This window comes from Desulfosporosinus lacus DSM 15449 (assembly GCF_900129935.1).
GTDB lineage: Bacteria > Bacillota > Desulfitobacteriia > Desulfitobacteriales > Desulfitobacteriaceae > Desulfosporosinus > Desulfosporosinus lacus.
In genome coordinates, this window is sequence record NZ_FQXJ01000031.1 from 12,906 (window position 1) to 34,435 (window position 21,530).

The following is a 21,530-nucleotide window of genomic DNA, read 5'->3' on the forward strand; positions in this document are numbered from 1 at the left end:
GGAAACTTGCTTCGGTAGGTTTCAACTCCGAAAATGAGAGGAGAATAAACGTGAAAAAAGTTACTTTACTTGCACTTGTTATCATCTTAATATTGTCTCTTATAACAGGGTGTGGATCAGCAAATTCTTCGTCGAATTCAGGTACGGATGTCAAAGATCCTGAAGTCATCACCTTTGCCTGGTTACCGAATAATGCTTCCGATGATTTCAAAGATGCTCGGGCAGAAATCTGCAACGTCATTGAAAAGGCCACTGGTATAAAAGTGGTAGACAAATTAACGACAGATTACGCTATTACCGTTGAAGCCCTGGCCAGTGGCAATGCCCAACTTGCCTTTGTAGGAGGAGAATCTTATGTTGAGGCTCACAAAAAAAATCCTAAGGTTCTTCCCCTCGTGGTCAACAGCGGAGACTCAGGTACTTTGAAAGATGCTATGTACTATAGTCGTTTGCTCGTTAAGAAAGGCAATGAAGATCAATACAAATCCGGCTCAGACTATGCCATAGATAACATAGCAGGGAAAAAGATTTCATTTGTATCAACAAGTTCGACCTCTGGATTTAAAGTACCTTCAGCAGGAATCGTTTCCCATTTCTCTAAGCAAGACAAATGGAAGACCCTGAAGGCAGAAGATCTGCTGCAAGGGGGCAGTGATAAATTTTTCAGTCAAGTAATCTTCGGGGGTTCTCATCAACTTTCTTTAGTCAACTTACTCACAGATAAATCCGATGTCTCAGCAGTCGACGATTTTGATGTAGTCAACTATGTGGATCTCACTTCAGGAACAGACAATACGCCGGGAGCTGTCTATACAGTCAAGAAGGACGCTGCTGATCCGTTCAGCAAACTAGCTGGTACGCAATATGTAGTCATCAAATCCACCCCAGTCATTAATGCACCAATCGCTGTCAATACCGGAGCTTTAAGCCAGAAAACTATTGACGCAATCACTCAAGCGCTTACCTCGGATGAGGTTACCAAGAATGAAAAGATTTTCTTGCCAAAGGATTCTAAATATAAAGGGATGTTCAAAGCGCCGCAGCGTTTTCTTACCACTGAAGATGCTTGGTATAACCCGATCAGAGAACTGAGCAAATAACTAATAAGATCCAAGAGACTATCTGGGATTAGGTTTATTGGAGGGGAGTTGAAACAACCATAACCATGATGAGATAATGGCAAGGTTGTTTTGACCCTCTCTTTTCATTTAATAAGAGAAAGGAAGTGTAGTATTGGCGTTATTAGAATTAAAAAATGTCACCAAAAACTATAACAATGAATGTTGTGCTTTAGATAATGTTAGTTTCTCTGTCGATAAAGGCGAGTTTGTTTCTATCATTGGTCCTTCCGGAGCAGGTAAGTCGACACTTCTGCGCTGTATTAACAGGATGGTTGAAGTGAGCAGCGGAGAAATCTCTGTTGACGGCGTAATTTCTTCAAGTTTGAGCAAGAAAAGGTTAAGAAAGCTAAGAACAAAGATCGGTATGATCTTTCAGCATTATAATCTGGTTGACCGCTTGACAGTTATCGAGAACGTCCTTCACGGCAGGCTTGGCTATAAATCGACCCTGGCGGGGGTCTTAGGCAGATACAGCCAAGAGGAAAAAAGCCAGGCTTACCGAATTATTGAGATTTTGGGCCTGAATGAGCAAATGTATAAGAGGTGCGACCAGTTAAGCGGCGGCCAAAAACAGCGGGTTGGCATTGCCAGAGCATTGGTGCAAAATCCCAAAATAATTTTATGCGATGAGCCGATTGCTTCGTTGGATCCCAATGCGTCGAAAGTTATTATGGATCACTTAAGAAATATTTCTAAGGAGATGGGGATAACAATCATTGTCAATTTGCACCAAGTTGAAGTAGCCCTAAAGTATTCGGATCGAATTATCGGTGTTAACAGGGGGAAAGTTGTATTTGACGGAGCACCATGTGATCTGACAACTCGACAGATTCGGGATATTTATGGTTCAGAGTCCGAAGATTTGATGTTCGATCTAGGAGAAAGACATGCGGGATGATATTTTTACTAAACGAAGAAATGACAGTTTTGTATTCTTTTTAGCATTACTGATTCTTTCAGTTGGTTCGATTGTTATCACTGAATATGATGTGATAAAAGGCTTTACCAGCATCACTAAGGCAGTAGTCTGGGGAGGAAGCAATTTCTATCCTGATGCCGAGTCATTAAGGATACTGCCCGAGATATTACCCAAATTGCAGGAAACAGTGTTGATGTCCATTGCGGCAACAACTGTAGCAGCAGTTCTTGCCTTAGTCTTATCCTTGGCAGGTTCCCAGACGACAAGAATTAACCGCATATTTAGTATTGTAAGTAGGGGAATAGCCTCTCTCTTTCGGAATATACCCATTGTTGCTTGGGCTATGGTTTTGATGATTTCGTTTAGCCAAAGCCCCCTGACGGGTTACCTAGCCTTATTTTTTGGTTCTCTGGGGTTTCTGACACGTGCCTTTATGGAAACGATTGATGAAGTGGGCAATAACTCGATTGAAGCTTTGCAAGCGACGGGGGCCAGTTATTTTCATATAATTTTTCAGGCAGTACTGCCAGCCAGCATGCCGCAAATGATCAGTTGGTTATTGTACATGATTGAAACCAATATCCGTGACGCTACCCTGGTTGGAGTTCTAACGGGAACGGGTATCGGGTTCTCCTTTGATTTATATTACAAAAGGTTTGATTACCATGCAGCCAGCCTAGTTGTGTTATTGATCGTGATTACTGTTATTGTCATTGAACTTGTATCAAATAATATCAGGAGGGTGATTTTGTGATGCAATTTAAAGAATTAATTGCTCAAGAAACAAATAACATTTGTGAGCAATTAAGCAGTTATGAAGATAGACATACCCCCTTTAAAGAATTGTTCCTAACTAAAGATACTATAAACTTTGGCCCCATCAAACTCCTGGATAGGGCGTCTATCGCCATGCGGGCAGTAGTACTGTTTTTAACAGTATTGACTATCTATTTTTTCTCAACGCTTGATTATCAGAGTATTGATGTTCTCAAGGGTTTTACTGATACCTTCGTCAATTTTAAGACGATGTTTCTGAATCCCTATGCTCAGCGTTTTACTTTAGGAGAAGCTTTCTACAATGTTGTGGTGACTTTAGGGCTGGCCTTCTTAACAACCTTGATCGGTGGAATTGTCGCTTTGTTATTAGGACTGCTGGCCGCCCAGAATTTGGCTCCCAAGCAAGTTACCAATCTTATTAAAGGCTTTGTCGCTATCATCCGAGCAGTGCCAACAATTTTATGGGTGTTAATTTTTGCCGTGGCCGCCGGACTGGGCAGTGCTGCCGCGATAATCGGCATGAGCTTTCATTCAATCAGCTATTTAACGAAGGCTTATTCCGAGTCGTTTGAAGACTTGGACAGAAGTGTTATCGAAGCGCTGATGGCCAGCGGTGCCAACTGGTGGCAGATTGTTTTTCAGGCGGTTATCCCTTCGTCAGTTACCTATTTGCTTTCCTGGACTTTTTTGAGATTTGAAATCAATTTCGCTAACGCCGTCGCCATGGGCGCGGCTGCCGGAGCAGGAGGAATTGGCTTTGATCTGTTCATGGCCGGCGGTTTTTATTTCGATCTGAGGGAAGTCGGTTTTATCACCTATCTCATTATAGCTATTGCGATTGCTCTTGAGGTTTTTTCTACGAATATTAAAGGGAAGTTGCAAAAAAGTATTTAATCTGGTCTGCATCTTTAGCGAAGGAGTTCACTAGCACGGAGTGGTACTAGAGTAGATATATCATTGTAACGCAAGGAGAATAAATAGATGAAAACAAATAGAATATGCATTTATAACGCACAGATTGTTTTGCCTGAGAAAGTTGTTAAAGGGTATATCCTTATTGAGGGTAACAGAATTTCAGAGGTGGTAGAAAACGATTTTCCGAGAATTAATGGTTATTCAGATATCACGATGATTGATGTTGAAGGTTGTTATGTTATGCCTGGATTGATAGATCTGCACAGTGATTCGATCGAAAAAGAGATACAACCAAGGCCAAACACCTTATTTCCTATCAATATGGCCTTCTACGAGTTGGAAAAAAAGCTTGCCGTCAGCGGTATTACAACAATGTACCATTCTCTTACCATGAGTGACGAATGGGGAGTACGAAACGTTGACATGGTTATAGAGGTTATCAATACCATAAACAAGCTCAAACAAACTCGGCCAATGATCAATCATAAAATACACCTCAGATATGAGCTGACCTTTCTAGCGGGAGTTAGTACCCTGGAAGGCCTTATTAAGGATAAGAGCATAGATCTGATATCCTATATGGATCATACTCCAGGTCAGGGCCAGTTTAAAGATGCCCAAGCGCTTAAAAACTTTACGATACAACAGCATGGCAAAAAGGAGCAGGAAGTTGAAGAATTCATAGACAAGACTTTTGAGTGCCGGGCCAAGATTGATTGGTTTAAACTTGTCAGTTTGGCTAAAGTCGCCAAAAATCAAGGGATTAGATTGGCCTTTCATGACGATGATACAAGAGGGAAAATCGATACTCTGCTTACGTGTGGAGGGACAGTCAGTGAGTTTCCTATCAACCTTGATACTGCCGTTTACGCCAGATCCCAGGGAATTAATGTCTGCGTGGGTGCTCCCAATATTATCCGCGGCAAGTCTCACAGCAATAACATGAGAGCGATCGATGCTATTTTAAACAAGGCAGCAAATATTGTGTGTTCTGACTATCTACCGAGTGCTATGCTGCCAGCAGTTTTTAGTCTGGTCAAGGAAGGGATTAATTTCACTGAAGCAGTTAAAATGGTGACCTTGAACCCTGCTCAAGCATTGGGGATTGATAATGACGTGGGAACGGTAGAAGTGGGAAAATCGGCTGACCTGCTGATTGTTGAAATGCATCAGGATTATCCCATACTTCGGAAAACCTTAGTGGGCGGGAATATTGTTTTTCAAGCCGACTCCCAGGTATTAAATAAACCGGAAAGAGTTGACATAGTATGTTGATCAGACAGGCAATGGAGTCTGATCTGCCAGATGTAAGAGAGCTTTTAAAAAGTATGGATGGAGAAGACGGGATAAGTTCCGGTGAGGCTCAGGCAATATGGCGGGAAATGGCTAAATATCCCTACTATAAAGTTTACGTGGTTGAAGAAAACCAACAAATTATTGCAACCTGCAGTCTGATCATCCTTGACAATTTAGGGCATAAGGGTGCAAAACTCGCTGTTGCAGAAAGCATGATCGTAAGTCAGGAGTATAGAGGACGCGCTATTGGAAGCAAACTGATGCTATTCGTCATGGAAAAGGTAAAAGAAGAAAACTGCTACAAACTTATGCTTTCCAGTAACAAAAAAAGGTTAGAAGCTCATAAGTTTTATGAGCAACTTGGTTTCCGGCAGCATGGAATCAGTTTTATGATTGAGGTTGGTAAAAATGATTGATTTACACGTGCACACAAAAATCTCGGATAACTCCCTCAGCACTGATGAAGTTATTAGACTTGCCAAGAAAAAGGGAATAACACATCTGGCCATTACGGATCATGATACCACTAAAGGTTTACAGGAAGCGGTATCTCTTGGACAGGAAATAGGGGTAGGCATCGTGCCGGGGATAGAAATATCTGCCTATGATTACCAGAGAAATAAGAGAGCGCATATACTTGGCATGTATATTGAACCCGGACATCCTGCGCTGGACCTGCTTTGCACATCTCTCATCCAAAGCAGAAACCAGGCGTCTCATGATATGGTGAGAAAGGTTATGGCTGCAGGGTATGATATATCTTGGGAGGCTGTTCAGAAATATGAAGGGGAAACCGGTGTCTATAAACAGCATATAATGCATGCTTTACTGGAAAAAGGCTATTCTGAGAGCATTTATGGTGATCTGTACAAAAAGCTTTTTCAAAGAGGGGGCACTTCTGAGCCTCAAGGAATTGCCTACATTAAGCTGGAATACGTTGACGCTCAGACGGCGATTCGGACTGTCAGAGAGGCTGGAGGGATAGCCGTTCTTGCTCATCCGGGCCAGCTTAGAAATTTCGATGCGATTGATGATTGGGTGGAGTTAGGACTGGAAGGAATTGAAGCATACCATCCCAGTCATAGCGAAGAGGACCGTCAAGTGTCTTTGCGCTATGCCCAAAAACACAATCTGATCATAACAGGCGGGTCGGACTTTCATGGCTTTTATGGTGAGAAGCCGGTTGAATTGGGATGCCCTGAACTGGATGAAAGATGTATCAACGAACTGTTATCCAGGAAAAATAAGTGATGGCCTTTATTTCTGGGTATATTTTTGTTTTTTGCCAGCATAACTAAGAACACGTTATTGCAAAAATGCAGTCCAGAAAGGGTTAAGTTTTATGAATGTTGAAGAAAGAGAAATGTATGACTTTGCTAATATCTTGATACATTCTGCTGGGACTAAATTAAAACAAGAACATAAACGTTCTGTCATTAAAGTGAGGGAAAAAACATCCCAGATGGACCTTGTTACGGAACATGATTTACTTATTGAGAAACTATTAGTAAAGGCTATCCTGGAAAAGTACCCTGGTCATGGAATATTAGCAGAGGAATGCCAGACCTGGGCCAGTTCGGATCTTAGCGGTTATACCTGGGTAATCGATCCCATCGACGGCACCATCAATTACTACCGTTTTGGCAAGGATTACGCCATATCACTAGCCCTGTACTTAGGCGAAAAGCCGATTTTTGGCCTGGTCTTTGATGTGGCTAACGGGGTTATGTTCGCTGCAGGGCAGGGTGAAGGGGCAATAATGAATGGGTATCGCTTAGATATCTTGCCTGATCGGCAGGAGAGGTTGAACAAAGCAGTTGTGGGCATTAGTTTGAGAACTATGAGAGATTTTGTGGGTATGGGTATGGATGTTTTGGGAATGTTGTCCACGGTGCAGGCTTACAGATATTTGGGGTGTGCATCCCTTGAGTTATGCAAGGTTGCCAATGGAGAATACGATCTGTTTTTTTCTTCAAATGTTCATGAATGGGATGTTGCAGCAGCCAGGGTTTTTCTGGAACAACGCGGCGGAGGGCTTCTGATTCGAAGAAAAGACGATACCGGATCCCGTTGTGGAAAACTGTTAGTTGCAGCTTTCCGTTCGCCATTAATATGGGAAGAAGCTGTTGAATACCTGCCGCAAGGCCTTAGAGATCAATTTGAAGCATAACTATATTAGTCACTTCGATAACCTGTTTGCAACGCTTGAAGCCATATAAGAGTCTGGTTTAATCACACATTGAAAGCCACAAGCTTTAACCCATCCTTTAATTTCCGCAACGTACTGAGAAGTCGGACCATTGTATCCTACATCCACGTGAACTTCGATTTCGTGTGGAATATTACTTTCCTCAAAGGTTTGGCTCAATTTTAGAGCTAACTCGATGCTCATATTTGTTTCATAAAATATCTTTTGTCTTATGTTATTAATCTTTTTAATTTCAATAATTTCATAAAAATAAATCCCGCCTTTTCCTACCTTGTTTTCTATTTTATGGATACCTACTGTAACAGGTACCTTCGTAATGTTCGAGTTTTGGCTATCCGTTCCCACAGCAATTACAAATTCCATATGTGGGTCCTGAGCCGAATAAGCTTTGATAATTGAAACCATTTCCTTAAAAGATACTTCTCCGTATGTCAGACTGTACATTAAGAATCTCCTTTCAAAATGAACGAATTATCAAGGGGCACTGAAATACGTATTGCTATTCCATATTTACACATAAGTCATTATATAATTTATGTGTAAATACAAGATTATATATTTGTTAAGGAATAGATAAATAAGTGGTCAGCTTAATACAATTCGATAATTGTCATAAGCAGAGACTCGGCCGTCTGGGTAAGGCCGAGTCTCTGCTTATATAAACATGCCTTTATTGCCATATAAATTTTCCAATCATTTTTGGCAAAGCTTAATCTTGAGATTTGGCTAAGCTGTTAAGTTATGTTATGTTATGTAAAAAAAGAGCATGTGTTACCTTCTTAAGATAACACATGCTCTTTTTGGAGAACGATCAGCAACAAGATATTTTGCAGGTTTGGTATGATTATATAATTTAAGAAAGAAAATTCTTATGTTTTATGCGAATGATGAAAATAGATATAGAAATGAAGTAGGGCTTTATTGCCGTGACTATTTGATTTGCGTTGCTAAAGCTGCGGCAATGGCTGCACCGGTAAGGGAGCCTCCAGCAGACAATTTAACGGTGACCTGACTGGCTTTGTTCTTTAGTACTTCGTTTAAAGCAGTCGTCAGCTCCTGAGCATAGCCAGGCATCCCTTTATACATGGAACCATCAATTGCTACACTGTGATGATGGTTGAGGTGTGGGTCTAGATGTCGAACAACCCCGATCAAGCTAGCCGCCACCAGCCGGGATGAACGTTTTATAAGTAGATTAATGATGTATTTTAGAGCGAAATCCATTTCTTTTGGCACAAGGCGTGAGTGAGAATCCTCATTCAGACAAATTAAAGCAAGGTCTTTGCCGCTTATGGAATAGGGTTGGTTCCAGTCGGCTGGGGCAGGTGGGTTATTAAGTCTGCCAAGCAGCCCCCGCTGAGAAAAATCCAGGACAATCTGACGAAAAAGCTCTCCGAGATATTTGCCGGAGAGCTTTTTTTCGAATTTTTGCTCCCCTGGGTTATCGCTTAGCTGATCTAGGATTTGATCATAGGTGGTTTCCGGAGCGGCAGAGAAATTTCCGGACTCGGTATTAACAATGATAGGAGTGGGAAAGCCTGGAGCTTCTGGTTCCAGGTAGCAGGTGTTGTGCCCTGTGCCAACAATCGAGGCGATGTCTACGGTTGGGTCCTGATAGGCGGCGGTTAAAAAATTGGCCACAGTGTCGTTGATAATGGCAGCAGGCCTAACGACATTGCCAAGTCCCCGGCGCATAAGAGCTGCAGAGAGCAATTTGCCGACGTCTTCTCCGACCACCCCGGAAGTCTTAACTTCTTTGTTCCAGTTGAGGAGAACTCCTTCCTCTAACTTTTGTTGGCGATAGGGAAAAGAAAACGCAAAACCCAAGCTGATCAGCTCGGAGGTGCTAGAACTGAGCTTGAGATTCTCAGGAGAGTTATTAAGCACTTCTTGAATGATCCCTGCCAGGAAATCAAAGAGCTCTTCAGCAGTCACAGTTGAAGAACGGTAATCCCGTCCAGACTCGGGTTCTGACAAAGGCCGGGCTAGTCTGTACTGCTCCTGATAATTTCCCTCTCCCTTAAGCTTGACGACAGCAGCCCGAAGATTCGAACCACCAAAATCAAACGCCAGAAAGGTCCCTGTCTCGGAACCGCTCGGAGCCGGAAGATAAGAGGGAAACATCTTAAGGGAGCTTACACGTCCACTTAACCCTTGCTCCATGTGCGCCTGAAAAAGAGCGGCAATCGTTAAGATCTGAGTCTGAGAGATTGATAATTCATTCTCTAGTTGTGTTAAAACTTGCTTTAGCAAACGCATACATCCTTCCTTCCGATGGACTCAACTTCCCCCGAACAATCGATGTTTCTCAGTTTTAGGACTGTATTGCTAATCAAGCAAATATACACGCGCTTCGTATGGGCGCAGGGAGAGTTCATTAAGGTCTTCCGCAACAATTTTTTCGTTAATGTCTGAGTAATTGGCAATCAGCAGTCTGCCGTTTTTAAAGGTGACTCTTTCCGGAAGGGTAAAAACGGCACTCTCCTCAAAGAAATTTAGAATAACCAAGAGAGTTTCTTCTTCCCAATGACGCAGATAAGAATAAATTCGGGTATGTTTATGTAAAATCAGCCGATAATCCCCGTACACAAAGAGGGGGTATCGGCGGCGCAGGTCTATAAGCTTGCGGTAATAGTGCAAGATAGAATTTTGATCTTGCTGGGCTTGCTCGACATTGATTTCCTGATAATTAGGATTTACACTAATCCAAGGAGTTCCTTCCGTAAAGCCGGCTTGAGAACTGTCATTCCACTGCATCGGGGTGCGGGCGTTGTCCCGACCCTTTTCACAAATTACTTCCGTTAATTCCTTCAGGTCTTTGGAATTCTTCAGACCTTCTTCATACATGTTGAGAGTTTCGATGTCTCGATAATGTTCAATACATGGGAAACGGACATTGGTCATGCCGATTTCTTCCCCTTGATATATGTAAGGTGTCCCTTGGAGGGTATGAAGCAACGTCGCGAGCATCTTTGCCGACTCCACTCTGTAGGTGCTATCATTGCCAAAACGGGAAACCATGCGGGGATGGTCGTGATTGCTGAGGAAGAGGCTGTTCCAGCCGCTGTCAGCGAGTTTCTTTTGCCAGTCACTGAGGATGCGCTTAAAGTCCGAAAGTTCCCAGGCCTTTTTCTCCCACTTGCCGCTGGGTCCGTAATCTAGTTCTAAAAGCTCAAAGTGAAAGAGCATATTAAGTTCATGGCGGTACTCATCGACAAAAATGCGCGCCATATCTGCGTCGACCCAACGGGTTTCCCCCACAGTCATAATATCGTATTTAGACAAAACTTTAACGTACATTTCTCTAAGGTAATACCGCAAGCGGGGGCCGTTAATAAAGAACTGGCCTCCCCATTGATAAGGAGAGCTGTCAACGGATGGGGCATCAGGCAGGTCAGGGTGTTTGGCAATCATGTTGATCACATCCATGCGAAATCCGTCAACCCCCTTATCCAGCCACCACCTCATCATATCGTAGATTTCGTAACGTACCGTTTTATTTTCCCAATTAAGATCAGGTTGATTTTTGGAAAAGACGTGCAAATAATACTCTCCAGTCAAGGCATCAAACTCCCAAGCGGAACCGCCGAATTCTGAGGACCAGTTATTGGGTTCCTTGCCGTCTTTGCCTGGTCGCCAAATATAGTAACTGCGGTAGGGGCTGTCTTTGCTTGAGCGAGACTCTTGAAACCAACGGTGTTGGTCTGAAGTGTGATTGACGACTAGATCCATCACTAACTTCATGTCGCGGCTGTGCAGTCCGTCCCTCAGTTCCTCCCAGTCAGCCATGGTACCCATTTCATCCATGATGCCCCTGTAATCACTGATATCATACCCATTATCCACATTAGGAGAATGATAAACTGGGCAGAGCCAGAGCACGTTAACCCCTAAGTAATGCAGGTAATCAAGCTTAGAGATGATTCCCTTAAGGTCTCCGGTGCCGTCCCCATTGCTGTCTTTAAAGCTGCGGGGATAGATTTGGTAAACGACACTTTCTTTCCACCACTTTTTTTTAGGCATTAAGGCCAATCCTCCAATTGTTCTTTATTCCATGTCAGCCAGTTCTTGAAGCACTTTCCTCACTTCTACATAATTTGGCAGAAAGTAGCTGGCTTGAGATTTGTCTGTGCCAACCCGAATGGTAAACTTTTTAGGAGCCAAAACCCCGGGCCAAGAATGCTCAAGTGCTAGAATGGCGAATAAGTCCTCATCCGTAGTATCATCCCCGATAGCCAGAATAAAATCATAGTCTTGTTTCAGAGCAAGAGAGAGGCCGGTTGAGCCTTTTGTCACCTCAGAATTTCTTACTTCAATAACTTTATTGCCTTGTAGTATATGAATATCAACGTTAGAAGTGAAAGCCACCAATTCGTCCATGAGTTCTCGTGCGCAGGCGGCGCTAAGCTCCGAATTAGCTTGACGGAAGTGCCAAGCCAGAGAGAATTCCTTCTCTTCAATAAATGAACCAGGGAGTCTGTCGGTATACAGTTCGAGCATAGGCATGAGCTGGCGTTTCCAGGAGTTAACTAGTGGTTTGCTTAAACTCCACTGCTCTCCCCGTCTTTTAAGCCATGCTCCATGCTCTCCCACCAGTGTAATATCTAAAAAGCCCAGCCAAGTTTCAAGGATTCCACGATCCCGGCCACTAATAATAACAACTTCCGTACCCGCTTTTGATAAATCCTTTAGAAGATCCAAAAGTTCCTGATCAGGCTTGGCTTGGTCAGGGTTGTTTGTAAACGGCACCAGAGTTCCGTCATAGTCTAGAAGCAACAAGCGTTTATCGGCCTGATGAAAAGCAGTGTGTAAGGCCTGTTTGTGCTGGTCCAAGGGGAGGGTGAAAAATTGATCTTTCTGGACCTGCAAAAGTTCCTGAATAAAGTCACCTGACCAACGCACAACGTCATACCCTTTAAGACGATGTTGCATGACTTGGTTGCGCTTTTTCTGTTCTGTCTCAGGCATTGCTAAAGCTTGTTGTAATGCTCCAGCAATTGCTTCAAGGTTGTTGGGATTAATGATCAGAGCCTCTCCTAATTCTTTGGCGGCACCTGCCATTTCGCTCAGAATAAGTACTCCGGTTTGATCAGTTCTCGAAGCCACATATTCTTTAGCAATTAGGTTCATCCCATCCCTTAAGGGAGTAATTAATGCGACGTCACTTTGTCGGTACATGGCCAGCAGAGAGTCAAGCGGCGAATGCTTATATTGGTAAATAATGGGGGTCCAATTGAGAGTGCCGAAGCGCCCATTTATCTCGCCCACAAGTTCATCAATCTGTCGTTTCATTTGCTGGTAATGTTCAACTCCAACGCGGGAAGGAACTACGATCATGAGCAGTACTACTTGCTCACACCACTGGGGATTAGTCTCCAAAAACAATTTGTAGCCTTGGAGACGATTACTGATGCCTTTACTGTAGTCCAGGCGGTCCACCGAAAGAATAGCCTTAAAGCCATGAAGTAATTGCTCCAGTTCCTTCAAGTTATGTCCGAACTCTGAACCAGAGGGAATTGAGTGGTATCTTTGATAGTCAATTCCCATGGGAAAGGCATCAACTTTAACTGCATGATCCTGGGATAGGATTTGCCCAAGTTTATGTTCATAACCTAAAATTCGAAGCGTCGACCGTAAAAAATACTGAGCATATTCCTGAGTGTGAAAGCCAATGAGATTAGCGCCTAAGAGTCCTCGCAAGATTTCATTCCCCCAGGCAGCTGGCAACAGTCGATAGAGTTCATAGGATGGAAACGGAATATGCAGAAAAAACCCAATGGGAGTATGAGGAAGTTTCTCCCGAAGCAGGCTTGGCAGGAGCATAAGGTGGTAATCGTGCACCCAGATGATATCCCCTGGCTTAATGACCTCTAACACGGCATCTCTAAAGATTTTGTTAACATCTTGGTATTGGAACCAATAATCCTTGTCATAAACAGTATAGGTGGGGAAATAGTGAAATAAAGGCCAAATAATCTTGTTGCAAAAACCCAGATAAAATTTATCCATAGCTTCTTCGGATAAGAATACAGGGGAAGCGCAGAGATCGCTTAAGACGCTCTTTACTTCCGGTTGCATCTTGTCAGGCACAGTAATTCCGGGCCACCCTATCCAGATATACTCTATATCTTGGGCCGAAGTACTTTTCAAGGAATCTAAATAGGCGCTCAAGCCTGAGACAAGCCCCCCCGCGCTTTGCTCAAAAATGAGTTTGCCGTTCTGTTGAACCCCGTTTAACGGCAGCCTGTTTGAAACAATGAGTAATCTCATGAACATCTCTCCTTTCTACGTTCTCTTATCTCTGTTTGTAAGTCTATTTATCTGGATTGTTCTTCATATTAAAAACAAAGGAACCGCGTTAGGCGGTTCCGCAAGGTCATCATTCCAGGGTTAAGTATAGTCAATAGCGCAGGGTAAGGAGATTTAATGGCGGGTGTTAAACCTGGGAAACCTTGTAAAATAATTTTACTAAATTTTCCTAACAACTTAATAATATCATCTGAGTTGCCTGGTGTCCAGCTATTATAACATTGAGCAGGGGCAGCGTTCATTTTTTACATGACGATTTAATCCATGATTAGTATCAATCAAATTGGAAATGGAAAAAGTGGTATGACCAGGCGAAACCAGAAGTTGAGAAATAAAGAACCCTCCCTGTTTCCGTATATCACGGCAAAGGGAGGGCTTTTTTTCTTATTTAGCTGACACTGCAGGAGGGGATGTGTTTGACTTATGACGGTGGTCGGGAGTAGTGGTCATTCGTCGGTTGCGTAAGTAAATCAAAAGGTCGGTTAATACCATTATGAAATTCAGCAGGTATAAATATATAACTACATCGTACTGGTTAAAAACTTTATGCAAAATTCCAGCAACATATCCAAACAGGATAACAATTAGAAAAGCTAGGCTTTTACCTGCGGTGGATCGGGAGGTGTAAGACTTATAAATGGAAAGGGGCCAAGCTGCACCAAAACAAATCAACATAATGACTTCAAAGATACTCATTATTTCTTACCTCTAATTCAAGTAATCTGTGTTTACTTTCAAAACAACGTTCTAATTATACAACTTTTTTGAACCTAGTAGTTTGGATTTAGAGAAGTTATTAAATTCAGAAAAGAATGAATAGAAGGTCGGAATGCAGGTGTATTTAATTTTAACCAAAGGAAAGTAAGGTTTAGTTTATAGGGTTGCTAAACGACAAGTGAGGGACATACATATATTTTCTATAAAACGGAAAATTACCTAAGAAATTAATTTTTGGGGAATGCTGAAAATATGTTAAAACAACTATTAATAAAGGTTTTAGGTGGTACACAGAAAAAAGATTCGGCCTCAAAGAAGTTGAATCCATCGAAGGAGATTCAGCCCTTATCAACATGCTTTGAAGACAATCTGAGAACATTACAAAAAGCTTTGGAAAATAGTGCTGATATTGTATTTAGGCAATTAAGTGTCCAACCCCCGTCAAGTAAAAAGACTAGGGTTTTGCTTGTTTTTGTGGAAGGGCTATGTGACCCAAAATCGATCAGCGCTGATTTATTAAAACCATTATTAAATGATTTAGGTGCTTTAAAAACTCCTCCCGCTGACCTCGCCTCTTTGCACAAAGTTGTCCTTCAACAAGTACTTTCGTTAACAGACGCTCAAACAACCACGAATATGTTAGACCTTGTTGAATCCGTACTGAATGGAAACGTGGCACTGGTCATAGATGGTTCAGACCATGCGATTCTTGCCAACCTACAACAAAAGGAAGGTCGCGCAATAAACGAGCCTGACACTGAACCAGTTGTTCGCGGTCCAAAGGATGGATTCGTTGAAAGTCTGCAGGTTAATGCAAGTTTGATTCGGCGAAGAATTCGGTCCAGTCGCTTAAAATTAGAATTATTTAAGGTAGGCTCTCTTACAAAAACCAGTATTGGAGTATTTTATATTCAAGGAATTGCCAACGATAAAGTAGTGGAAGAAGTTCGAAGGCGCATCAAGCGTATTGAAATTGATGGAATCCTAGCGAGTGGTTATATTGAGGAGCTTATCGGTGACGAACCCTTTACGATTTTTCCCTTGATTCAAACCACGGAACGGCCGGATCGAAGTGCAGCCTCTTTATTAGAGGGAAGAGTGGTTATATTAGTCGACAACACGCCTATGAACCTTATTGTTCCCTGTACCTTTGTCAGCCTTCTCCAAGCAGCAGAGGATTATTATACGCCTTCGCCTTTTGCTTCATTTGTTCGCATAATTCGTTTTATAGCATTGAATATTGCCCTCTTACTTCCAGCCATGACTGTGGCAGTCTTTTCTTTTCACCAAGAGCTCATTCCTACGACCTTTTTAACCAATGTTGCCAGTGCTCGTCAAGATCTTCCTTTGCCAATTTCTGCAGAAGTTCTGCTCATGGAACTTACCTTTGAGCTCCTTCGTGAAGCAGGAGTCCGACTTCCGAAAACGATTGGACAAGCTGTAAGCACTGTCGGTGGCTTAGTGATCGGACAGGCGGCTGTTAACGCTGGGTATGTTGCGCCGATTCCGGTTATTGTCGTTGCCATGACTGCAATTGCCTCCTTTACTATACCGAGTTATGCAGCCGGAATCAGTATACGCATCCTAAGGTTTTTTCTCTTAATTTTAGCCTCTCTCTTGGGTGGAATGGGAATTATGCTTGGGTTAATGACAATTCTGGTTCATCTGTGCAGCCTGCGTTCTTTCGGGGTACCTTATCTTTCCCCTTTTGCCCCACTCAGTCCAAAAGACTTAAAAGACACGTTTATTCGGGTACCTTGGTGGGCCATGATAACTCGTCCCCGTTTCTTTGGAAGCAAGGAGCCTATACGGGAGGGCAATGCCCAAGGCCCTACTAAGCCGGATAAAGGAGGGGGGGAATCATAAACCGAGAAAAAATTTCTGGAACACAAGTTACGATGCTGATCATTACCATTATTTTATCCACCGTTATTTTATTCGTTCCGAGTGCAACTGCAGAAAAGGCGAAACAGTCTGCTTGGATTGTTCCGATAGTTGCTTCTTTAGCAGGAGTTGTCACATTATGGCTCGTAACTCACTTAGGGCGGCGCTTTCCGAGCTATACCCTTCCGGAATACATTCAAATAATTCTCGGCAGGTTTTTAGGAAAACTCCTCGGCGTATGGTATCTAGTGGGGTTTCTTTGTGGATGTATCTTAATTGCACGACAGTTTGTGGAATTCATTTCCATTACCCTTCTTCCAGGAACCCCTCCAATGGTTATAAGTTTGGCTTTTGTTCTTGTGGGAGTGTATGCCGCGTCAAAGGGACTTGAAGTGATCGCTCGCATGAACCAGTTTGTATTTCCCTTGTTGTTTACGGCTCTCCTAGTCAGCTTTATCTTGGGTTGGTTTAAGATTGATCTGATTCGCCTGCTGCCCTTGTTGGAAGAAGGAATTAAACCAATCATTGCAGCTTCCTGGACTCCGGCTTCATGGTTCGGGGAAGTTATTTTTATAGCCTTTATCTATCCTCAAATCAATAAGCCTAAGGAGATTTTTGAAAAGGGCTTAATAGGCCTGTTAATATCTACAACACTCTCGATCCTAATGATTCTTTTTACGATCTCGATCTTTGGATCCGTATTAACAAGCACCCTAACTTTCCCATTTTGGTCAGTTATCCGCTTTCTGGAATTTGGTAAATATGTACAACGCCTTGAAAGCTATCTGGTTATTATTTGGATCACGAGCATGGTAATTAAAATTTCCTTATTTACTTATTTAGCTAGCTTTATCACTACCCAAGTTTTTCCTGTTAAATATAAAATCGTATTATATCCGTTGGGAGGAATTGTTGTTATCGGATCAGTTTATGGGTTCAAGAACATCGAACAGTTCATAAACATTCTCATCAATTTCGTTCCCCCCCTAGGGTTATTAGGTGAAATTGGGTTCCCGCTTCTCTTCTTAATTGTAGCAATTCTTCGTGGAAAAAAGGAAGGTGATCGAAATCTTGAAAGGTAAAGTCATTCGGAGAATAACCTTTAGCCTTTTAAGTTCAGTCATTTTCTTAACCGGTTGCTGGAGCAGCCGGGAAGTTGAAGATTTGGCAATTATAACCCTAATCGGACTTGACCGTGTCACCGAAGGAGGAGTCGATAAGTGGCAAGTCTCATCAAAGATATTCAAGCCTTTAGCACAGAAAAAAGATGAGGTAGCCAAAGGAACCACTGAGATTTTAGTGAAAGGCACAGGGATGACCATCCAGGAGGCAGATCTCGAATACCTGAAACGAATGCCTCGTTTTCCTTTTTTTGGGCATATGAGTTCTTTTGTCATTGGAGAAGAAGCCGCTAAAGAAAGCGTAGAGGAGGTAATGAGCATTCACTTGGCTCATGTTCAAGATCGTCCGCGGTCTTTTCTCCTTGTTACCAAAGGAGAAGCTCTTGACATCCTGGGAGCAGAGCCTGAGTTGGCAAGCACAATTTCTAAGGAAATAACCGGGATTGTTGAAGATAAAGCAAGAAAGTTTGGAACGGCGATGGGGGTGACCTCAGTACAATTTATCGAATGTCTGCTCAGTCAGGATCGAGATGCGTACTTACCTCAAATTAATCTGGTCTATCCAGATAAAGAAGAATCAGAAATGAAATCAATCGAAATTGAGGGGTTTGGTGTCTTTCGAGGCCCTAAATTAGTTGGGTGGTTAAGCAAAGAGCAAGCAACCGGTTTTTTATTCTTGTGCCAAAAAGAAATTACAGGTGCTAGTATTATTATTCCGGTACAAGACGGGGAGACCCACTTTACGTATACTATTAATATTTCAAAAACTGATGTAAAACCCGAGATGGAGGAGGGGAAGCTTTCCTTTACAGTGAATGTGCAACTTAAAGGAACTATTTGGGAAACTGGTGGGATCGAGCTAACAGAAGAAAATATTAAAAAAGAAGAAGAAATCATTAATGAAACTATTGAGAAGATATGTATGAGCACGATTAAGAAGGCAAAAGAGCTCGATTCTGAGTTTTTAGGTTTTATGCAAAAACTACATCAAGTCAACCCCGATGCTTGGCAAGAAGTTAAGGAGGAGTGGCGGGAGACATTTCAAGAAGCCAAGATTGAGGTGATTGTTAAGTCCAAAGTATTGAATACGGGGCGAATGTCGAAAAGGCTAGAAATCAAAGAATAAAGATTTTAACGATTATTCCCCAAGCTTCCCTAAGAAGAGTCAGTAATTTAACGAATTACCAAACCCCTTTTAAGGGGCCTTAGATAACTTCCTGATAAGTTTTTAAGTATAATATCTCGCTAAAAAACCAAAATATAACTAACCTTAAATTAAAGAGGAGGCTTCAGGGAATGCAAAAAATTAAAGATAGATACCTTTTGACAGTAGTTACGGGCCTATTAGCCTTAGCAGGGGTTACTTTATTTGATAACTTATCGAAAAGATTAGGATACTCAAAGCGAACATATAGGGAGACCGCCGCTGGATTATTTGTACCTAGTAGGTTCTACTCCAAATCCAAGAATGGACAAATTTTAGGGTTTATCATGAATGGAGTTGCTAGTATTTTTGGGGCAGGACTTCTCACTAGTCTAATCACAAAAACCGGCAGGGACTTATATGCTTTAAAAGGCATAGTCTCAGGGGTCACTCATGGAGCTTTTCTAATGGCGATACAAAGTAGTTTGCCGTGGAATAAAATGAAACCTAAAGATGCTACTAGCAATTTGTCTTATGTTTTGACGAACGCATTTTATGGGCTTATCTGTGGAACAACCATTGCTAAGCTTGGTGATGACTCTCTGTTTGATGTGGAGCCAGCCAATGACTATATAAAGCCAACTATAAAAACCTCCGAGGAACTAGATGGAAAATATCGTATGTTTCCGGAAATTAACTTAAATCATATTGAAACTAGACTGCATTAATCGATGAATCAAAGCCAAATGCTGTTGTATGCCAGTAAATGGCGGCTTCGGCAAACTCATTGACAAGTCTAATATAAAGTTTCATTACAAATATAAGGCATCGGTTCAGAAAAACCGGTGTCTTATATTTTTTCCGCATCATTCGTTTACAGTATCAATTTGTGAATCTTAAAACTTTTTAAAGAAGATCCTGTATTGTTTGAGATAATGATTTTGCAGGTTATTCTGAATTGTAAAGCGAAGTAATATATAAATATTACCACAATGAAGCAGTTTTTTCGGGAGAAGGTGTATCGTTTGATCAACGCACAAATGCGGAGTGCGACAGAATTTCTAAATCGTTTATCGATAAGCTCAGGGGTTTCAGGTCACGAAGTCTCGATTGCTTCTTTGGTTATGGAGCGTTTTAAATCGTTAACTGATGAAGTACAATGCGACGCATTTGGCAATGTATATACCCTTAAAAGAGGGAATAGCAAACCTAATAAAAGAATAATGATAGCTGCGCATATGGATGAGATCGGTCTGATCGTAACAAAGATCGATCCCCATGGTTTTCTGCGCTTTACCTCCATTGGCGGGGTAGACCAGCGAACCCTCTTGTCCCAAGAAGTACTTATTCATGGGCGCCGGACTATCCCTGGTATTATCGGCTCCTTGCCTCCACACCTATTAGAAAGTCTGGATTCGGATCAGGCCGTTAAGATGGAGGATATGACTATTGATGTTGGACTTTCACCCACAAAGCTTAATGAGGTTATTCAAGTAGGGGATATCATTACCCTCAGGCGAGAAACATATCCTTTACTTAATAACGTGATAGCGGGGAAAGCCTTTGATGATCGCGCTGGGGTCGTGGTTATGTTGGTTTGCCTGGAAGAACTCTCCCGCCTGCATCACGGCCACGATGTGATTGCAGTAGCGACAACTCAGGAGGAAGTAGGAATTCGGGGAGGGATTACCAGTGCCTATACGCTTAATCCGGATTTAGCAGTGGCAATAGATGTTACTCACGCCAGTACTCCAGATACGAAGGGCCAAGTCACCATTGACTTAGGTAAGGGGCCTGCAGTGGCTCTCGGGCCCAATATTCATCCCGCCATCTATCGTCAGCTCTCAGAAACTGCTCGAGGACATCGTTTACCCATTCAAATAGAACCAATTCCTGGACATTCCGGAACGGACGCTTGGGTTATTCAAGTAAGCCAAGCGGGGATTCCTACGGGGCTGATTTCAATTCCCTTGCGGTATATGCATACCTCAGTGGAAACTCTCGATATGCAAGATGTAGTTAACTCTGGAAAACTGCTGGCCCACTTTATAGCCTCCTTACCGGACGATCTGGAGGGATTGTTATGTTATTAAAGGGCTTAAGTGAATTAAATGGTACTTCTGGCGCTGAAAGCCACGTGCGCAATTTTTTGCGTCAACACATTGAACCCTTTGTCGACTCCGTTAAGATCGATAAAATGGGAAATTTGATTGCGGTGAAAAACGGACATCTTACTGGTCCAAAGGTTATGGTTGCGGCTCATATGGACGAAGTCGCGCTGATGATCATCGATATAACCAGTGACGGTTTCCTCAAATTTCGGCCTGTCGGGGGAATTGATGCCCGAATTCTTGTAGCCAAACCCGTACTAATTAACGAATCCCTAACAGGGGTCATCGGGGCCAAAGCCATCCATTTACAAAAACGATCTGAACGTCAAAAGGCTTTGACCTTTGACCAACTATATATTGATATCGGGGCTAAATCTAAAGATGACGCCTCTGGTAAGGTGAAACTGGGTGATTACGCTTACTTCATGACGAAATGCGAACCTTTCGGGGAGGGCCTTTACAAGGGGAAGGCCTTTGATGATCGGGCAGGGTGTGCCATCTTGGCAGACCTGCTGAAGAAAGACAGTAATTTTCCTTTTGTTGCTGCGTTTACAGTGCAAGAGGAGGCAGGCCTCCGAGGCGCCAAAGTTGCTGCTTATCACCTTGCTCCGGATTTTGCGATTGTTATTGAGGGAACAGTAGCTGCCGATGTGTCTGATCGCGAAGAAGAGGGATGGGTTACCGAGTTGGGTAAGGGCCCTGCTTGCTCACTCATTGATAGAGCAACCCTCTACAGCCCCAAACTTATCCGATGGGTAACGGACGTGGCTCGTCAAAAGGGAATTCCTTTACAGTTTCGGCGCGGAAGCAGCGGGGCAAATGATGCTGGTCCTATCCATGTCAGCAAAGCCGGAATTCCAACGATTGCTTTAAGTGTACCGTGTCGCTACATTCATTCTTTTGCCTCGGTGATTTCAGAAAAGGACTATACAGCTTGCCTTAACCTCGTTTATGAACTATTAAAAGGATTTTCCGCCTATGCTGAGGGTTATCGTGATTGATAAGGA

General features: G+C 42.6%; 19 protein-coding genes. 14 read left to right on the plus strand and 5 right to left on the minus strand.

Going from position 1 to position 21,530, the window contains the following annotated elements; all coding sequences use genetic code 11:
* Positions 1–50: 50 nt before the first annotated feature.
* From BUB11_RS24380 to BUB11_RS24415, 8 genes are all read left to right on the plus strand, one after another.
* Complete coding sequence (locus BUB11_RS24380; RefSeq protein ID WP_073033019.1) at positions 51–1,100, plus strand: PhnD/SsuA/transferrin family substrate-binding protein; 1,050 nt, start codon at positions 51–53, stop codon at positions 1,098–1,100.
* A gap of 133 nt (positions 1,101–1,233) precedes the next feature.
* Positions 1,234–2,019 (plus strand): phosphonate ABC transporter ATP-binding protein, encoded by a 786-nt coding sequence (gene phnC, locus BUB11_RS24385; protein WP_073033021.1) that lies wholly within the window; start codon positions 1,234–1,236, stop codon positions 2,017–2,019.
* Positions 2,009–2,794 carry a PhnE/PtxC family ABC transporter permease gene (locus BUB11_RS24390; RefSeq protein WP_073033023.1) on the plus strand — a complete coding sequence of 262 codons (786 nt, stop codon included), beginning with the start codon at positions 2,009–2,011 and terminating at the stop codon, positions 2,792–2,794. The genes phnC and BUB11_RS24390 overlap by 11 nt, the downstream gene beginning before the upstream one ends.
* Positions 2,794–3,711, plus strand: a complete 918-nt coding sequence (locus BUB11_RS24395; protein ID WP_073033025.1) for a PhnE/PtxC family ABC transporter permease — start codon at positions 2,794–2,796, stop codon at positions 3,709–3,711. The genes BUB11_RS24390 and BUB11_RS24395 overlap by 1 nt, the downstream gene beginning before the upstream one ends.
* 87 nt (positions 3,712–3,798) lie before the next feature.
* Positions 3,799–5,007, plus strand: coding sequence for an alpha-D-ribose 1-methylphosphonate 5-triphosphate diphosphatase (locus tag BUB11_RS24400; protein WP_073033026.1), 1,209 nt, complete (start codon positions 3,799–3,801; stop codon positions 5,005–5,007).
* Entirely contained in the window at positions 5,001–5,444 is a 444-nt protein-coding gene (locus BUB11_RS24405) for a GNAT family N-acetyltransferase (RefSeq protein ID WP_073033027.1), read from the plus strand. Before BUB11_RS24400 ends, BUB11_RS24405 begins: the two co-directional genes overlap by 7 nt.
* Positions 5,437–6,279: a PHP domain-containing protein gene (locus BUB11_RS24410; RefSeq protein WP_073033028.1), complete on the plus strand. Its 843-nt coding sequence runs from the start codon at positions 5,437–5,439 to the stop codon at positions 6,277–6,279. The genes BUB11_RS24405 and BUB11_RS24410 overlap by 8 nt, the downstream gene beginning before the upstream one ends.
* 91 nt (positions 6,280–6,370) lie before the next feature.
* On the plus strand, positions 6,371–7,198 hold the full coding sequence (locus BUB11_RS24415) for an inositol monophosphatase family protein (protein ID WP_073033029.1): 828 nt from the start codon (positions 6,371–6,373) through the stop codon (positions 7,196–7,198).
* A 9-nt stretch (positions 7,199–7,207) separates the two neighbouring features.
* Here the strand turns inward: BUB11_RS24415 and BUB11_RS24420 are convergent, their stop codons facing one another.
* From BUB11_RS24420 to BUB11_RS24440, 5 genes are all read right to left on the minus strand, one after another.
* Complete coding sequence (locus tag BUB11_RS24420; protein ID WP_073033030.1) at positions 7,208–7,681, minus strand: ribonuclease H-like YkuK family protein; 474 nt, start codon at positions 7,679–7,681, stop codon at positions 7,208–7,210.
* Positions 7,682–8,167: 486 nt separating this feature from the next.
* Entirely contained in the window at positions 8,168–9,496 is a 1,329-nt protein-coding gene (locus BUB11_RS24425) for a hexokinase family protein (RefSeq protein WP_073033031.1), read from the minus strand.
* 69 nt (positions 9,497–9,565) lie between these two features.
* Positions 9,566–11,260 (minus strand): glycoside hydrolase family 13 protein, encoded by a 1,695-nt coding sequence (locus BUB11_RS24430; RefSeq protein WP_073033032.1) that lies wholly within the window; start codon positions 11,258–11,260, stop codon positions 9,566–9,568.
* Positions 11,261–11,284: 24 nt separating this feature from the next.
* The gene (locus BUB11_RS24435) at positions 11,285–13,507 is read right to left on the minus strand and encodes a bifunctional alpha,alpha-trehalose-phosphate synthase (UDP-forming)/trehalose-phosphatase (RefSeq protein ID WP_084110539.1); all 2,223 of its coding nucleotides are present in this window, start codon (positions 13,505–13,507) and stop codon (positions 11,285–11,287) included.
* A gap of 423 nt (positions 13,508–13,930) precedes the next feature.
* Complete coding sequence (locus BUB11_RS24440) at positions 13,931–14,242, minus strand: hypothetical protein (protein WP_073033036.1); 312 nt, start codon at positions 14,240–14,242, stop codon at positions 13,931–13,933.
* 273 nt (positions 14,243–14,515) lie between these two features.
* On the opposite strand from BUB11_RS24440, the gene BUB11_RS24445 reads away from it, so the two are divergent.
* From BUB11_RS24445 to BUB11_RS24470, 6 genes are all read left to right on the plus strand, one after another.
* Positions 14,516–16,129 carry a spore germination protein gene (locus BUB11_RS24445; RefSeq protein ID WP_073033038.1) on the plus strand — a complete coding sequence of 538 codons (1,614 nt, stop codon included), beginning with the start codon at positions 14,516–14,518 and terminating at the stop codon, positions 16,127–16,129.
* Positions 16,130–16,140: 11 nt separating this feature from the next.
* Entirely contained in the window at positions 16,141–17,229 is a 1,089-nt protein-coding gene (locus tag BUB11_RS24450; RefSeq protein WP_282434049.1) for a GerAB/ArcD/ProY family transporter, read from the plus strand.
* Positions 17,192–18,394, plus strand: a complete 1,203-nt coding sequence (locus tag BUB11_RS24455; protein WP_084110541.1) for a Ger(x)C family spore germination protein — start codon at positions 17,192–17,194, stop codon at positions 18,392–18,394. Before BUB11_RS24450 ends, BUB11_RS24455 begins: the two co-directional genes overlap by 38 nt.
* A 170-nt stretch (positions 18,395–18,564) precedes the next feature.
* Entirely contained in the window at positions 18,565–19,140 is a 576-nt protein-coding gene (locus tag BUB11_RS24460; protein WP_073033044.1) for a hypothetical protein, read from the plus strand.
* A gap of 297 nt (positions 19,141–19,437) precedes the next feature.
* A complete protein-coding gene (locus tag BUB11_RS24465) occupies positions 19,438–20,505 on the plus strand; it encodes a M42 family metallopeptidase (RefSeq protein WP_073033046.1) in 1,068 nt (355 codons plus the stop codon).
* Positions 20,496–21,524, plus strand: coding sequence for a M42 family metallopeptidase (locus tag BUB11_RS24470; protein ID WP_073033048.1), 1,029 nt, complete (start codon positions 20,496–20,498; stop codon positions 21,522–21,524). The genes BUB11_RS24465 and BUB11_RS24470 overlap by 10 nt, the downstream gene beginning before the upstream one ends.
* Positions 21,525–21,530 lie beyond the last annotated feature (6 nt).

Excerpts from the sequence above, each read along its gene's own strand:
- BUB11_RS24390 (WP_073033023.1), top strand. The coding sequence starts at position 2,009 with ATGCGGGATGATATTTTTACTAAACGAAGAAATGACAGTTTTGTATTC.
- BUB11_RS24395 (WP_073033025.1), top strand. The coding sequence starts at position 2,794 with ATGCAATTTAAAGAATTAATTGCTCAAGAAACAAATAACATTTGTGAG.
- BUB11_RS24400 (WP_073033026.1), top strand. The coding sequence starts at position 3,799 with ATGAAAACAAATAGAATATGCATTTATAACGCACAGATTGTTTTGCCT.
- BUB11_RS24405 (WP_073033027.1), top strand. The coding sequence starts at position 5,001 with ATGTTGATCAGACAGGCAATGGAGTCTGATCTGCCAGATGTAAGAGAG.
- BUB11_RS24410 (WP_073033028.1), top strand. The coding sequence starts at position 5,437 with ATGATTGATTTACACGTGCACACAAAAATCTCGGATAACTCCCTCAGC.
- BUB11_RS24415 (WP_073033029.1), top strand. The coding sequence starts at position 6,371 with ATGAATGTTGAAGAAAGAGAAATGTATGACTTTGCTAATATCTTGATA.
- BUB11_RS24420 (WP_073033030.1), bottom strand. The coding sequence starts at position 7,681 with ATGTACAGTCTGACATACGGAGAAGTATCTTTTAAGGAAATGGTTTCA.
- BUB11_RS24425 (WP_073033031.1), bottom strand. The coding sequence starts at position 9,496 with ATGCGTTTGCTAAAGCAAGTTTTAACACAACTAGAGAATGAATTATCA.
- BUB11_RS24430 (WP_073033032.1), bottom strand. The coding sequence starts at position 11,260 with ATGCCTAAAAAAAAGTGGTGGAAAGAAAGTGTCGTTTACCAAATCTAT.
- BUB11_RS24435 (WP_084110539.1), bottom strand. The coding sequence starts at position 13,507 with ATGAGATTACTCATTGTTTCAAACAGGCTGCCGTTAAACGGGGTTCAA.
- BUB11_RS24440 (WP_073033036.1), bottom strand. The coding sequence starts at position 14,242 with ATGAGTATCTTTGAAGTCATTATGTTGATTTGTTTTGGTGCAGCTTGG.
- BUB11_RS24445 (WP_073033038.1), top strand. The coding sequence starts at position 14,516 with ATGTTAAAACAACTATTAATAAAGGTTTTAGGTGGTACACAGAAAAAA.
- BUB11_RS24460 (WP_073033044.1), top strand. The coding sequence starts at position 18,565 with ATGCAAAAAATTAAAGATAGATACCTTTTGACAGTAGTTACGGGCCTA.
- BUB11_RS24470 (WP_073033048.1), top strand. The coding sequence starts at position 20,496 with ATGTTATTAAAGGGCTTAAGTGAATTAAATGGTACTTCTGGCGCTGAA.